This window comes from Franconibacter pulveris (genome assembly GCF_056780215.1).
Genome location: NZ_CM165555.1, coordinates 3,212,743 through 3,226,762, shown reverse-complemented (window position 1 = coordinate 3,226,762; position 14,020 = coordinate 3,212,743). Strand labels below are relative to the sequence as shown.

The window sequence follows — 14,020 nt, the reverse complement described above, 5'->3', positions numbered from 1 at the left end:
TCAGACCGCCTTGCCCGGATCGAAGGCGTCGCGCACCGCTTCGCCAATAAAAATTAACAGCGAAAGTAAAATCGCCAGCGAAAGGAAGGCGGTAATGCCAAGCCAGGGCGCCTGCAGATTGTTTTTGCCCTGCAGCAGCAGTTCGCCCAGCGAAGGAGAGCCGAGCGGCAGACCGAAGCCGAGGAAATCGAGCGAGGTGAGGGTGGTAATCGACCCGCAAAGGATAAACGGCAGAAAAGTGAGGGTCGCTACCATCGCGTTGGGCAGCATATGCCGCCACATAATGGCTCTGTCGCTGACGCCCAGCGCCTGGGCTGCGCGGATATAGTCAAAATTGCGGGTGCGTAAAAACTCAGCGCGCACCACGCCCACCAGGCTCATCCAGCCAAACAGCACGGTGATGGCAAGCAACCACCAGAACCCCGGCTGCACCACGCTTGAAAGCAGGATAATTAAAAACAGCGTCGGCATGCCGGACCAGACCTCAATAAAGCGCTGGCCCCACAGGTCCACCTTGCCGCCGTAATAGCCCTGCACCGCGCCCGCCAGCACGCCGATAACGCTTGAGCTTAGCGTCAGCATCAGACCGAACAACAGCGAAATCCGCGTGCCGTAAAGAATGCGCGCCAGCACGTCGCCGCCGTTCGCGTCAGTGCCCAGCCAGTTTTGCGCCGAAGGAGGCGAGGGGAAAGGGGTCGTGGTTGCGTAATTAATGGCGTTGGCGCCAAAACGGACAGGCGCCCACAGGGTCCAGCCGGACGCCAGCTGCTGACGAAGCCAGAGATCCTGATAGTCGGCGCGGGTGGCGAGCGGGCCGCCGAAATCGCTTTCGCTGTAATCCACCGCTACCGGGAAATACCAGCGGTCCTGAAAATGGACGATCAACGGTCTGTCGTTGGCGAGCAGTTCAGAAAACAGGCTCAGGGTGAAGAGTGTTGCAAAGATCCAGAGCGACCAGTAGCCGCGACGGTTACGACGAAACCGCGCCCAGCGCGCCTGGTTTACCGGGCTTAATCGACTCATCCGCGTCCCTCGAAATCGATGCGCGGATCGACCAGCGTGTAGGTAATATCGCTCAGGATATTCAACAGCAGGCCGATCAGCGTGAAGATATAAAGCGTGCCAAACATCACCGGATAATCGCGTGAGACGGTGGCTTCATAGCCCAGCAGCCCCAGGCCGTTGAGCGAGAACATCACTTCAATCAGCAGCGAACCGGTAAAAAACATGCTGATGAAAGTGGCCGGAAAGCCCGCGATGACCAGCAGCATGGCGTTGCGAAAGATATGCTTCCAGAGGATCTGCTTTTCCCCTACGCCCTTGGCCCGGGCGGTCACTACGTACTGCTTGCGGATCTCGTCAAGAAAGGCGTTTTTCGTCAGCATCGTCAGCGCCGCGAAGCCGCCAATGACCGTCGCCAGCACCGGCAAGGTGATATGCCAGAGATAATCGGCGATTTTTTTATACCAGGGGAGGGTATCGAAATTTGCCGACACCAGACCGCGCAACGGGAAAATATCAAACCAGGTACCGCCCGCAAACAGCACAATCAGCAGGATGGCAAACAGAAATGCCGGTACGGCATAGCCGACGATAATAAACGCGCTGCTCCAGATATCGAACCCGCTGCCGTTATGCACCGCCTTGCGAATGCCAAGCGGAATGGAAACCAGGTAGATAATCAAGGTGCTCCATAACCCAAGCGTAACGGAAACCGGCAGGCTATCGCCAATCAGTTGCACCACCGACGCGCTGCGAAACAAGCTGTCGCCAAAGTCGAAACGCAGATAATCGCCGAGCATCTTCAGGTAACGCTCGTGAAGCGGCTTATCGAATCCGTAACGATGGGTAATTTCCGCGATGATTTCCGGGTCCAGCCCGCGCGCGCCGCGATACTGGCTGTCGCCGACGTTGCCGACGCCCGTTTGCGCATGCGTGGCGCCTGCGCCTTCCGCGCTTACCCCGGGCACGCCGCTGCCGTGACCAAACTGAATCGCGGCGATAGCCTGGTCGACCGGTCCGCCGGGGGCTATCTGCACAATAAAGAAGTTAAGGGTAATAATGGCCCACAGCGTCGGGATAATCAGCAGTAAACGCCGAATGAGATACGCGCCCATGTCGTTCCTTAGCGCCGCGCCACAGGCAGCTTCGCCGCTTTGTTTACGTCATACCACCAGGTATCGAAACCCAGCGAATAAACAGGATGGATGCCGGGACGGGAGAATTTATCCCAGCGGGCAAAACGGTCGGCGGAGGTATACCACATCGGCAGCATGTAATAGTTCCAGGTCAGCACCCTGTCCAGCGCGCGGCCCAGCGGCAACAGCTTCTCTTTGTTGCCCTGGTTTTCGAGAATTTGCGCGATAAGTTTATCCACCGCCGGGTTTTTTACGCCGGGCGAGTTATAGGTGGAGTCAATGTAGGCGGAAGCCCACGAGATTTGCAAGTCGCCGCTCGGCCATGGCATGGCGCGATAAAGCGTGGGGATCATGTCGTAATCACGCTTGCGCAGACGATTGGTAAGTTGTGAATTATCCACCTGACGAATAGACATGGTGATGCCAAGCCGCTCAAGGTTGTGCTGGAAGGGCAGCACCCACTGGTTATTGCCCGCCGCCGAAAGCAATAGCTCGAAGCTGAAAGGCTGGCCCGTTTTCTCATTAACCAGCTTTTGATCTTTCAGCGTCCAGCCTGCCGCTTTTAGCAATGTAAGCGCTTTCAGCAAATGGTCGCGGTCAAAGCCGTCGCCGTGAGAAACCGGCGGCTGGTAGATGGTAGTAAAGACCTCCGGAGGCACGTCGTTTTTCAGCGGCGCGAGCAAGGTGAGTTCGGCGGCGTCCGGGTAATTTCGCGCGGCGTATTCGGTATTCTGGAAATAGCTGACGGGGCGGCTGTAAGCGCCATAAAACAGCGCCTTGTTCATCCATTCAAAATCAAAGGCGAGGGTTATCGCTTCCCGCACCCGACGGTCGGCGAACATGGGGCGCTGGATATTAAACGCCAGCCAGCGGGTATCCTGCGCCGACTCGTTCTTTTGCTCTTCCTTGACAATGTAACGGCTATCGAAATTTTTGCCGTTATAGCGTGTCGCCCAGTTTTTGGGGCTGCTCTCAAGTCGAAAATCAAAGGCGCCCGCTTTGAACGCTTCAAACGCCACGTTATCGTCCAGGTAATAGTCGTAGCGCAGCGTATCGAAGTTCCAGCGGCCCTGGTTTACCGGCAGGTTTGCCGCCCAGTAATCTTTTACCCGTGAATAAACCACGTACTGGCCCATGCGAAAATCGGTGATTTGATAGGGACCGCTTGCCAGCGGCGGACGGGAGAGCGGGTCGCTGAGCTTATGATCTTTCCAGTATTTATGCGGCATTACCGGCAGCGAAAGCAGCCCCAGCATATCCTCTTTGCCCGGTTTCGCCAGCTCAATCCGCACTGTCAGCGGCGCGATGGCTTTTACCGTCGCCCCTTTATAATAAAGACGGAACTGCGGCACCCCTTCAGTCATGAATTTGTGAAAGGTAAAGGCGACATCCTCCGCCGTGATGGGCGAGCCGTCATGAAAGCGCGCGCGCGGGTTAATTTCCACCTCCGCCCAGGCGAAGTCAGGCGAGTAGCGCAGCATTTCGCCGACCAGCGGATAGTAGCTTCCCGGCTCGTCATCCGAGGTGGTAAACAGCGGATCGTAAAGCGCCTCGGTGCGTATGGCCGCGTTGCCGCGCAGGGCGTAGCGGTTGAAGTTATCAAAGGTGCCGATGGCTGAAAGCGTGACGTTGCCGCCTTTAGGCGCTGCCGGGTTGACGTAATCGAAGTGGGTAAAATTAACGGCGTACTTAGGCTCTCCCAGAATGGCCAGGGAGTAGCTCTCTTTTATCGGTTCGGCCTGACAAACCGCACCATACAGGATCAGCAGTACTACAAGCGCGCGTGCAAACATGAGATAGCCTGTTAATAAATCCTTATTATCGCCAGTCCGGCGCCTTAACCGCAGACTGGCGGGTCTGAGCATAATAAGGGAGGGCGCGGATGAGGGAAATACTCTGACGGTTAATCGTCTTCTGAGAATGTCACGCCTTCAGCAAGCTGCGCAAGGCGCAGCGGGCGGCTGAAATAGTAACCCTGTAAATAGGTTACACGCTGCTCGCGTAGCCATTTCGCCTGTTCTGCAGTTTCAACCCCTTCGGCTACGGTGTTCATATTAAGCCGTTTCGCAAGGGTAATCACCGCATCCAGCACGGGTGAAGTGACTGTCTCCGTACCGATGGCGTTAACAAAACCACGGTCAATTTTTAAGTAATCAAGCTTAAAGCGCTCAAGATAAATCAGGGCGCTGTGGCCGGTGCCAAAATCATCCACCGCAATCTCAAAACCTTCATCATGCAGCCACTGAAACAAGCCCAGCGCCTCTTCTTCCTGAATCATGTCGCGCTCTGTAATTTCAAAAACGATATGAAAGTAATCGGGCGGCAGCGAGGCGGCAAACTGGCGTATATCCTCTTTAAAAGTGGCGGAGTGCAGGTGGCCGGGCGCGATGTTTACGCCAAGCTTGGCGCCGCGCGGCAGCACTTTTTGCAGCTGCGGCGCATCGGCGGCAATCAGCTTAAACAAGTGGCGAGTGAGCGGCACAATAAGCTGCTGCGCTTCGGCAAAGCTGATGAACGCGTCCGGCGGGATCATGCCCGCTTCAGGATGCTCCCAGCGCATCAGCGCTTCCACGCCCCTCATACGCAGCTCGCACGCGTCGACCACCGGCTGGTACATCACAAAGAACTGGTTACGTTTGATGCCGATTAAAATCTCTTTGCCCGAACGGGAGCGAGTGTAAAGCAGATAGCCGGCCAGCACGCCGCCGAGCAGACCGCTCAGGATCCCGAGCAGCACGGAAAGCTGAATATCCTGCGCAGGCCAGACGTTGCCGTAGAGGTAAATCTGCATGGGATAGCCTGTGATGCTGGCGGTACGCAAAGGCTCAGGAGGAAGGTCTTTGGTGCCTCTGAGTCCGTTTTCGAACGTGGTCAGCGCTTCGTTGCCCACCACCAGCGCGATGCCGGTTATATCGCGCTGGCGAGCGGTAAAGAGCAGATAGGGTGTGAGGTTAACGTTAAGGATAGTGAAAACGCCGCGCCCGCTGTCCGTCGGATTGCGAAACCACATGGCGATAGCCGGTTTGCCAGGCAACTTTGGCGTACCTTCAACGATGTCCATATCAACCTGTTTATCTGGATCGATAGCGGTCATCAGCTCCTTCAGGGGCACGCGTATCGCGCCAATAGCCGAAGAGCAATAGGCGATTTCGTCGCGAATCAACAAAAACGCCCGCACGTTGACGTTAAACGCGGCGCGGGAGGTGAGGTCGGCTGAGACCATCGAGCAGTCAGCCAGCGTCAGCGGCTGTAAACTGTCCGCCGTGGTTTTAAGATCGTGAAAATAGTGGGCGAGGTAATGTTGAATGTCGCTTGTCAGCAGCGTCCAGGCTTGTTCACGCTTATGATGGAGATAAAGGGTGTAAAGGCTGCTCACCAGCAGGGCGATAAGCAGCCCGGCGGCCACGCTGGTGGCTGCTATCTTTTTTGGCGTCGACAGCCTGGAGGAAAAGTGCGTTAACGGCATTGGGTCTGGCTCCCGCAAAGACAAGGCTGGCGCTTAGCGTAATGCTGATGACTCTGGCCGGATAAAGTGACATGCGGACCATCTTACACAGCCGCAAATAATAAAAAAACGCTGCCGGAGCAGCGTTTTTTTATTGTTCGTCAACGTTGGCCATCAAGGGGGAACAGCAACATTAACTGCGGCTTAATACCCTTCGCCCTTCGTTGTAGCGCTTCTTCCAGTACGGTTCGTCCATGCTTGAAATCATGACGCCGCTGCTGGTGGAGGCATGTACGAACTGGTTATTGCCAATGTAAATGCCTACGTGGCGGCCGGTAGAGCCTGCCCGGAACAGCACCAGATCGCCGGTCCGCAATTTTGTGCGGTCAACGCTTTTGCCCATTTCCTGCTGTTCATAAGTAGAACGCGGTAATTCTAAGCCAAACTGTTCACGAAAAGTACGCTGTACGAAACCGGAACAGTCGATGCCGCTTTTGGTGCTGCCGCCCAGACGGTAACGGACGCCTTTCCAGCTGGCATATTGGTCCATAAGGCGCGATTTAACATCGACATTACGAACCATGTTTTCAAATTCATCCTGAGAGGCTTGCAGTAAAAAACCATCATTATTACCAACTGCATGCGTCTCAGAATGCATATTCTTTGCGGTGTTAGTGGAGCTACATGCTGACAGCAGTACCGCAACTGCTACTGCGGGTACGAGCCGCAGAAAATATCTCAAAATCGGCTGAGATTTGACCATATTATTTATTTTCCCTTGATGTCCTTAACGATAAATATCGTTATAAAAATGCCAAACGTGACGAGACTAAATACCCGTGCGTGTTGAGACAATTCCGAATGAACGAAATTGTGCTGAAACGCACATTTTTATTTTCAGCGCCGCGGACGCGGTCTTGAAAGCAAAACGAGACCGAGATTACCCGATCAAACCCTGTCTGGCGAGTGGTTTTATCGCTTTTTTTATAAGAAATTGTGATGTGAAAAAAGGAAAGTGTGTAGTTGTGTAACAATGGCCTGAAAAGGGCAAAAAATAGGCTATTCATTGCGTTATTAAATAATCATTACGCTGGTAATGATATTTAACGGAAATTAACGTCTCAGAAACAATCAGGGATCGAAAACGATCCCTGATGAAACGGTTTTAATATTTTAATTAAATGTTATCAGATTGTTTGTTTTTTGCGGGGAAGCGTGCGGTCAAACCAGTCAATAACCTTGTCGGAAATAGGGGTTAATAAACACCAGGGCAGCCCTGTTAACACCACACAAAGTGAACCTACAAATATATCGGTAAACCAGTGCGCGCCAATCATCATGCGGGGAAGGGCAAACACGGCAAAAATAAGTAAAGCGATAGCAAACGCTTTTTGACCAAAATATCGCCACATAAATCCAGCAAAAATAAGCAGCATCATGCCATGGTCGCCAGGGAAGCTGTCCGTCGACGCATCTTTGGTCGAAATAGATAAAAGCTCGCTGACGCGGTTAATGCCGGTAAACGTTAACGTCGGGCTGGGACGGGTAACCGGCAGTAAACGCTGACCGAGCTGGTTTAGCACCACCGCCGCCAGCAGCATCACCAGACCCATCAGTACGATGCGGCGTTGCTGCGCAGGCGCGGCGCGGCGCCAGTGCCAGAGCATCAGTGCCCCCATCGCCAGCAATGAGCAGCCGTCAAACGCCCGGTTATTAGTAATAGCCACAAACCACAGAAACGGTCGGTTCACCGCCAGCTGCTGGTTAAAAAAGGTAAAGACGCCCGTATCAATGGCGTACCAGAAACCATGGTTAGCTGGCAGGAACCAGGAAAGGAATAGCGCTACGCCCGCGACGTTCAGCAGCAGGATAAGCGGCAAACGAATCTTCATGATCGGAGTCACAGTTTGTTAGAAAAAGGGCAACGTTAGACCTGTGAACTTAAACGAAGCTTCAACAAAGCGGCTTGCAGGCTGTTCCAGTCCGTTTCATTCTGCGTAATCAGTTCAATTCTGCTGTCGGGCGGCGCCACGTTCTGCGTTTCAATATTTAAGTCGAGACCCTGCCGATTGATGCGCACCAGCCCTTCAGGAATGCGCAGCACGCCCTTGACGCGGTCCACTGGCGCAAGCCGCGCCCACTCCAGCAGCCCAATAGTATCGAACACCGTGTCGGCATCAAAAATCCAGCCGCAGGCGTGATAGCCCTGGCCATGATTAAGGTTGCGCCGCCAGCGCTGGTTTTGTCCGAGGCTTAATGCCGCAAGCCCCCGGTTGCCGGGATGGGCATGGCTGTGTTCCACGCTTGCCGGCAATTCACGCTGGTTTTCGCGCGGTCTATCGAGCCACGCGCCGTCGATATTTCCCTGCGTGGCGAAAACCACTTCGCGGCCCTCTCCCTGTTCCAGACGCCATTTATCCAGCGCCTGATGGCTACTTTCGTCCGCGCGATCGCTTTTATTGGCGATAATAATGTCCGCCGCCGCTAACTGATCGCGGAAGTTTTCATTGCTCAGGCACTTTTCATCCAGCAGCTGACGCGGGTCGAGCAGGCAAAGGATGGCGCGTAAATCTATCCACGGCTCGTAGACCGGCGCGGTCAGCATATCCAGAATCTGTTTGGGATGGCCCAGGCCGGTGGGCTCTATCAGCAGGCGATCTGGTTTGCCCTGGCGCAGCAGCGTGTTAAGCCCCACCTGCATCGGCAGGCCGTTGACGCAACACATGCAGCCGCCGGGAATTTCTTTTAGCAGCGCGCCGCTGTCGGCGAGCAGGGCGCCGTCAATGCCCACTTCGCCAAATTCATTGACCAGCACGGCCCATTTTTCCGCCGGGTCTTTTTGCGCCAGCAGATGCAAAATCGTGGTGGTTTTACCGCTACCGAGAAAACCGGTAATGAGATTGGTTTTAGTCACGCGCGCTCCCGGACAAAAGAGAAAACGCCAATAGTGTCTAAAAACCTTAGCAAAGAGAAGAAAGAAGAGGGGATGACGCTGAGCGCCGCCCCCTATAAAGCATGGATAGTTAAAACTTAACGACCGGCAAGACGGGCGACCGCCTCTTTCGCGCCATTGCGGGAAAGGCTCTGCCAGGCCGCTTTCAGGCTATGCACGAAAATCGGGTTCTGCGGCAGGTCGGCGCCGAAAATTTCCTGTAAAGAGAGCAGCGCTTCAACGCGGTTTTCCTGCGCGCTGTTCTCAACCAGCCCGCGGATTTTTTCGCTCAGCGGGTCGCGCACGTCGATGGCGTCGCCTTGTTCATCCACGCCGCTGACGTAGCGCATCCAGCCTGCCACGCCCAGCGCAAGCAGCGACCAGTCGCCGCCGTTTTGCAGATGCCAGCGAATGCTCTCCAGCATGCGCTGCGGCAGCTTCTGGCTGCCATCCATCGCAATCTGCCAGGTGCGGTGTTTAAGCGCCGGATTGCTGAAGCGGGCAATCAGGCTGTCGGCATAGGCCTGTAAATCAACGCCGGTGATGCGAAGCGTCGGCGCCTGCTCTTTGAGCATTAACTGGCGCGCCGCCTGTCGAAAACGCGCATCCTGCATGCAATCGCTGATATGCTGATAACCCGCCAGGTAGCCCAGATAGGCCAGAAAAGAGTGGCTGCCGTTCAGCATGCGTAGCTTCATCTGCTCCCAGGGTTGTACATCCTCAACAAGCTGGACGCCCGCCGTTTCCCAGGCGGGACGGCCGGCGACGAAATTATCTTCGATAACCCACTGAATAAACGGCTCGGCGCTGATGGCGCATGGGTCTTCCACGCCCAGCGCGTCGGCGATTTCCGCAAGCGACTCCGGCGTGGCGGCAGGCACGATACGGTCGACCATCGTCGCCGGAAATGTCACATGTTCGCCTATCCACTGCGCCAGTTCGGGGCTGCGCTTTTGCGCCATGCCGAGCACCGCCTGACGCACGACATGGCCGTTATCCGGAATATTGTCGCAGGAAAGCACGGTAAACGGCGCGAGGCCGCGCTCGCGGCGACGGTGCAGCGCCTCCACCAGCAGGCCGGGTGCGGAATGCGGCTGGTGCGGGTTTTCGAGATCGTGAACGATGCGCTCATTGCGCGTATCCAGTTTGCCGGTCGCCGGGTCGATGCAATAGCCTTTCTCGGTAATCGTCAGGGAGACGATAGCCACCTGCGGTTCACAGAACTTTTCAACGATCGCTTCCATACCGTCAAGCTTCGCGTTCAGGCACTCTTTCACGGCGCCGATGAGGTATGCCTGGTTGCCGTCCGCGCCTTTTTCCAGCACGGTATAAAGATGGTCCTGGGCGCGAAGATCGCTCATCAGCTTGTCGCCGCTAAACAGGCTGATTTCGCAAATTCCCCAGTCGCCGCCCTGCTGATTCAGCACGCGGTCGGTTAACAGCGCCTGGTGCGCGCGGTGAAAAGCGCCGAAGCCAAAATGCACGATGCGGCTTTGTAAAAGATGACGATCGTAGCGGGGGCGCTTAACCGAATCGGGCAGCGTTGCGGAGGCAATTGTATTCATTTAGTACATACCTTATTAACCATCATTTAACAAAACCAGTGTAAAGTTATATGACAGCAAATTGAATTGGTATGCCGTAAATATCCGGGGTTTGTGAGCTGGATCAATCAATGGTGGCGGGCAGTTTGATCGCTCCGCAGAAGCATGTATGGTAGTCGTCATCAGTTCTACTATGATTGGTATAACAACTTAACGAGGGGATGGTCATGGAACAAACCTGGCGGTGGTATGGCCCAAACGATCCGGTATCACTGGATGATGTGCGTCAGGCAGGCGCGACCGGCGTCGTCACCGCGCTGCATCACATTGCAAATGGCGACGTCTGGCCGGTGGAAGAGATCCGCGCGCGCCAGGCGCTGCTGGCGGAAAAAGGGCTGGTCTGGTCGGTCGTGGAAAGCATTCCGGTGCATGAAGAAATCAAAACCCACACCGGTAATTACGATAAGCACATCGCTAACTATCAGCAAAGCATCCGCAACCTTGCGGCCTGCGGCATCGACACCGTTTGCTATAACTTTATGCCTATTCTCGACTGGACGCGTACAGACCTCGAGTACGTCCTGCCGGACGGCTCAAAAGCGCTGCGCTTTGACCAGATAGCTTTTGCTGCGTTTGAACTGCATATTCTCAAGCGCGAAGGGGCGCAGGCGGATTACAGCGAAGAAGAGCGGCGTCAGGCGCAGGAGTATTTCACTAGCGCGAGCGACGCGGAGATTGAGAAGCTGACGCGCAACATCATCGCCGGCCTGCCGGGCGCGGAAGAGGGCTATACGCTTGACCAGTTCCGCGCGCGCCTCGCGGAATATCACAGCATCGATAAAGCCCAGCTTCGTGAAAACATGGCTTATTTCCTGTGCGCCATTGTACCGGTAGCGGAAGAGGTGGGCGTGCGCCTGGCGGTGCACCCGGACGATCCGCCGCGTCCTATTCTTGGACTGCCGCGTATTGTCTCTACCATTGAAGATATGCAGTGGCTGAAAGAGACGGTGAACAGCATTAACAACGGCTTCACCATGTGCACCGGCTCCTACGGCGTGCGCGCCGATAACGACCTGGTGCGGATGATCGAAACGTTCGGCGATCGCATCCACTTTACCCATCTGCGCTCCACCTGCCGTGAAGCGAACCCGAAAACCTTCCACGAAGCGGCGCATCTGCAGGGCGACGTGAACATGGTGGCGGTGGTTGACGCTATCCTGAGCGAAGAGCTGCGCCGTAAAAAGGCGGGTGATAAGCGTCCTATCCCGTTCCGTCCGGACCACGGGCACCAGATGCTTGACGATCTGCGCAAGAAAACCAACCCGGGTTACTCGGCAATCGGCCGTCTCAAAGGCATGGCGGAAGTGCGCGGCGTCGAGCTGGCGCTGAAGATGACGAAATACCCCGAGTTGCTGTAACCCTGATGGGAACGGCGTTGCTCGCCGTTAACGCAGATAAAAAAACCGGCATGCTTGCCGGTTTTTTTTGGGGGGCCTGACAGGCGAAGCGCCGTCAGGTGAGCAGGCCTGTTAGTCTGCGCGGCCCATATAGCGTTTCTCTTCGATATGAATGCGGATTTTCTCGCCCGCCGAGAGGTATTCCGGCACCTGCACCACCAGACCGGTCGTCAGCGTCGCCGGTTTGTTGCGCGCGCTTGCGGAAGCGCCTTTGATGCCCGGCGCCGTTTCCACGATTTCCAGATCTACCGTCTGCGGCAGCTCCAGCGCCAGCAGCTGCCCGTCCCACAGCAGCACCTGCATATCGGGCATGCCGCCTTCCGGCATGAACTGCAGCTCTTCTTCAATCTGATCTTTCGTGAAGGTATAGGGCGTATAGTCTTCTTTATCCATGAACACATATTCGTCGCCGTCTACGTAGGAGAAATCCACAAAGCGGCGGTTCAGGGTAACGGTATCGACAATGTCGTCGCCTTTAAAACGCTCTTCCACCTTCAGGCCGGTGCGCACATCAGAGAAGCGCATTTTATAAAGCGTGGCCGCGCCGCGAGCGCTGGGCGACTGAATATCAATGTCTTTTACGAGCAGCAGTTTGCCGTTGTAATTGAGCACCATACCTTTTTTGATTTCGTTAGCTCTTGGCATCGAAGTGTCCTGTTAATTTGGGATAGCAAAAATATCGCGACAAATTACTCGCGAGGCGTCAGCCAGGCAAGCGGATTTCACCGCTTTCGCTGCATGGCGCGAAAAAGTCGTTAGTGTTTCCAGGCGGCGCCTGATAAAGTCCGCGCCTGTCTGCCTGGCCGAGGTCATTATGGAATGTCGTCCCGACTGCGGTGCCTGCTGTACCGCGCCTTCAATATCGAGCCCCATTCCGGGCATGCCAGACGGCAAACCGGCGAACACGCCTTGCGTGCAGCTTGACGAGCATAAGCGCTGCAAGCTGTTCGGCTCGCCGCTGCGGCCAAAAGTGTGCGGCGGCCTGCAACCCTCTCCTGAAATGTGCGGCATAAATCGCCAGCAGGCGATGGACTACCTCATACACCTCGAGGCGCTTACCGCACCCTAAACATCCTTAATACGCCACAGGCACCAGACAGCGGCGGCCGTCATGACCAACGCCACGTAAAACACGGCGTGATAGTTCCAGATTTCCGCAATCACGCCCGCAAGCGAACCGGCGATAATCCAGCCCACGCGCGTCGTATTAGTATAAAGCGTGGTCGCGGCGCCCGCCTGACCCGGCATCAGATCCTGAAAATAGAGCATGCCGATGCCGGCAAGAATGCCGATGTAAATGGCGTTCAGCAACTGCAGGCCGAGCAGCATGACGGGGCTGCTGAGCATCAGCATGCCGAGATAAAACAGCACGCCGCCCACAATCGCCACACGCATTAAAAAGCGTTTACCGAACCGCTTTGCATAGTAGCCCGCCACCAGCATGGTCGGAATTTCCAGCCCCGCGGCGGTGCCCATCATCACGCCAGCCAGCTTCTCCGACAGATGCAGCTCATTAATGATGTAAAGCGGCATATTGATGATGTAAAGGCTGTTGGTGCCCCACATCAGGGTGCAGATGACAAACAGCAACAGGGCGTCGCGACGGTTGCGGCGGGGCGCCTCAAGCGTTGTGGAGGTGGCTACCGGCTCTTTGCGCATCGAAGGCAGGAAGCCCCACACCATCAGGCCGCAGACGATAAACGCCGCCGCCGCGCTCAGGTACATCGCCTGAAAGCCAAAGCCCATCGCCAGGGCATACGCCAGCGGCGGCCCGACAACCCACGCCAGTGAAACCTGGGCGCGAAGAATTGAACTGAACATGACCGCTTCCCGGCCGGTGCGGTCGGCATGCTCACGCGCCAGGGCAAACATCTGCGGGTTGGCGGTGGAGCCGAAGCTGCTCAGGAAAACGCCGATAAACAGCAGAATGAAATAGTTGCGGTTCCAGGCGAACAAGACGCAGGCCAGCGCCCCCAGCAGACAGCAGACGAAGATAAGGGATTTGCGGTCGCCTTTTTTATCCGAACGGCCCGCCAGAAACTGGCTGACCAGAATGCCGATAATGGCGCTGCCGGTAAAAAAGAAGCCGACCATCGCCGGGCGCGCATGCACCTCCTCGGTGAGAAACAGGCTGAGCGTAGGCGTTTGCAGCGCCCCGGCGATACCGGTTAAAAAAGCTACAATTAAAAAAGAGGCGGAAGCCATGTCAGGCATTCGCAGGCGGGACGCAGCAGGAAGGTTTTGCATAACAAATGAACGCTTTCAAAAGGGAAGGCGAAGTTTACGCGCCTCGTGCGCAAATAAACAGCGGCCTGTATTAAACGCCACACGAATAATCAAAAAGCCGTTTTATTTTTTGCTGACGGAGCGCTGAACGTGGATCTGACAAGCCTGAAAAATGCAGAAGCGAATTCAGCAAACGGGACGTGAAAGGTATGAAATGTGCGACACATCTAAAAATGTACATCCCGTTTACGGCTTTTCTTGCGCCGCGCAGCAGAAGT

General features: G+C 55.6%; 12 protein-coding genes. 2 read left to right on the top strand and 10 right to left on the bottom strand.

Annotated elements, in window-relative coordinates; translation table 11 throughout:
* The 8 genes from ACU4F7_RS15260 to ACU4F7_RS15225 all read right to left on the bottom strand — a co-directional run bounded on the left by ACU4F7_RS15260 (window position 1) and on the right by ACU4F7_RS15225 (window position 10,080).
* The gene (locus ACU4F7_RS15260) at window positions 1-1,023 is read right to left on the bottom strand and encodes a microcin C ABC transporter permease (RefSeq protein WP_481637272.1); all 1,023 of its coding nucleotides are present in this window, start codon (window positions 1,021-1,023) and stop codon (window positions 1-3) included.
* A complete protein-coding gene (locus tag ACU4F7_RS15255; RefSeq protein ID WP_029593388.1) occupies window positions 1,020-2,117 on the bottom strand; it encodes a microcin C ABC transporter permease YejB in 1,098 nt (365 codons plus the stop codon). The genes ACU4F7_RS15260 and ACU4F7_RS15255 overlap by 4 nt, the downstream gene beginning before the upstream one ends.
* Window positions 2,118-2,125: 8 nt before the next feature.
* Window positions 2,126-3,931: an extracellular solute-binding protein gene (locus ACU4F7_RS15250; RefSeq protein ID WP_481637271.1), complete on the bottom strand. Its 1,806-nt coding sequence runs from the start codon at window positions 3,929-3,931 to the stop codon at window positions 2,126-2,128.
* A gap of 110 nt (window positions 3,932-4,041) precedes the next feature.
* Window positions 4,042-5,604 (bottom strand): cyclic di-GMP phosphodiesterase, encoded by a 1,563-nt coding sequence (locus ACU4F7_RS15245; protein ID WP_481637270.1) that lies wholly within the window; start codon window positions 5,602-5,604, stop codon window positions 4,042-4,044.
* 172 nt (window positions 5,605-5,776) lie between these two features.
* On the bottom strand, window positions 5,777-6,346 hold the full coding sequence (gene mepS, locus ACU4F7_RS15240; protein WP_029593385.1) for a bifunctional murein DD-endopeptidase/murein LD-carboxypeptidase: 570 nt from the start codon (window positions 6,344-6,346) through the stop codon (window positions 5,777-5,779).
* A gap of 424 nt (window positions 6,347-6,770) precedes the next feature.
* Window positions 6,771-7,475, bottom strand: coding sequence for a phosphatase PAP2 family protein (locus ACU4F7_RS15235; RefSeq protein ID WP_481637269.1), 705 nt, complete (start codon window positions 7,473-7,475; stop codon window positions 6,771-6,773).
* A gap of 35 nt (window positions 7,476-7,510) precedes the next feature.
* Entirely contained in the window at window positions 7,511-8,497 is a 987-nt protein-coding gene (locus tag ACU4F7_RS15230; protein WP_481637268.1) for a CobW family GTP-binding protein, read from the bottom strand.
* 116 nt (window positions 8,498-8,613) lie between these two features.
* Window positions 8,614-10,080: a mannitol dehydrogenase family protein gene (locus tag ACU4F7_RS15225; RefSeq protein ID WP_481637267.1), complete on the bottom strand. Its 1,467-nt coding sequence runs from the start codon at window positions 10,078-10,080 to the stop codon at window positions 8,614-8,616.
* A gap of 206 nt (window positions 10,081-10,286) precedes the next feature.
* Here ACU4F7_RS15225 and uxuA point away from each other — a divergent pair, with 206 nt between their 5' ends.
* Complete coding sequence (gene uxuA / locus ACU4F7_RS15220; protein ID WP_481637266.1) at window positions 10,287-11,477, top strand: mannonate dehydratase; 1,191 nt, start codon at window positions 10,287-10,289, stop codon at window positions 11,475-11,477.
* Between the two features lie 111 nt (window positions 11,478-11,588).
* Here uxuA and yeiP read toward each other — a convergent pair whose 3' ends face one another.
* Window positions 11,589-12,161 (bottom strand): elongation factor P-like protein YeiP, encoded by a 573-nt coding sequence (gene yeiP, locus ACU4F7_RS15215; protein ID WP_024556307.1) that lies wholly within the window; start codon window positions 12,159-12,161, stop codon window positions 11,589-11,591.
* A gap of 169 nt (window positions 12,162-12,330) precedes the next feature.
* On the opposite strand from yeiP, the gene ACU4F7_RS15210 reads away from it, so the two are divergent.
* Window positions 12,331-12,585 (top strand): YkgJ family cysteine cluster protein, encoded by a 255-nt coding sequence (locus ACU4F7_RS15210; protein WP_481637265.1) that lies wholly within the window; start codon window positions 12,331-12,333, stop codon window positions 12,583-12,585.
* On the opposite strand, the gene setB is transcribed toward ACU4F7_RS15210, so the two are convergent.
* Window positions 12,582-13,763 carry a sugar efflux transporter SetB gene (gene setB / locus ACU4F7_RS15205; RefSeq protein ID WP_481637264.1) on the bottom strand — a complete coding sequence of 394 codons (1,182 nt, stop codon included), beginning with the start codon at window positions 13,761-13,763 and terminating at the stop codon, window positions 12,582-12,584. The genes ACU4F7_RS15210 and setB overlap by 4 nt on opposite strands.
* Window positions 13,764-14,020: the final 257 nt, after the last annotated feature.

Coding starts and splice junctions, on each gene's coding strand:
- ACU4F7_RS15260 (WP_481637272.1), bottom strand. CDS start 1,023: ATGAGTCGATTAAGCCCGGTAAACCAGGCGCGCTGGGCGCGGTTTCGT.
- ACU4F7_RS15255 (WP_029593388.1), bottom strand. CDS start 2,117: ATGGGCGCGTATCTCATTCGGCGTTTACTGCTGATTATCCCGACGCTG.
- ACU4F7_RS15250 (WP_481637271.1), bottom strand. CDS start 3,931: ATGTTTGCACGCGCGCTTGTAGTACTGCTGATCCTGTATGGTGCGGTT.
- ACU4F7_RS15245 (WP_481637270.1), bottom strand. CDS start 5,604: ATGCCGTTAACGCACTTTTCCTCCAGGCTGTCGACGCCAAAAAAGATA.
- mepS (WP_029593385.1), bottom strand. CDS start 6,346: ATGGTCAAATCTCAGCCGATTTTGAGATATTTTCTGCGGCTCGTACCC.
- ACU4F7_RS15235 (WP_481637269.1), bottom strand. CDS start 7,475: ATGAAGATTCGTTTGCCGCTTATCCTGCTGCTGAACGTCGCGGGCGTA.
- ACU4F7_RS15225 (WP_481637267.1), bottom strand. CDS start 10,080: ATGAATACAATTGCCTCCGCAACGCTGCCCGATTCGGTTAAGCGCCCC.
- uxuA (WP_481637266.1), top strand. CDS start 10,287: ATGGAACAAACCTGGCGGTGGTATGGCCCAAACGATCCGGTATCACTG.
- yeiP (WP_024556307.1), bottom strand. CDS start 12,161: ATGCCAAGAGCTAACGAAATCAAAAAAGGTATGGTGCTCAATTACAAC.
- ACU4F7_RS15210 (WP_481637265.1), top strand. CDS start 12,331: ATGGAATGTCGTCCCGACTGCGGTGCCTGCTGTACCGCGCCTTCAATA.
- setB (WP_481637264.1), bottom strand. CDS start 13,763: ATGCAAAACCTTCCTGCTGCGTCCCGCCTGCGAATGCCTGACATGGCT.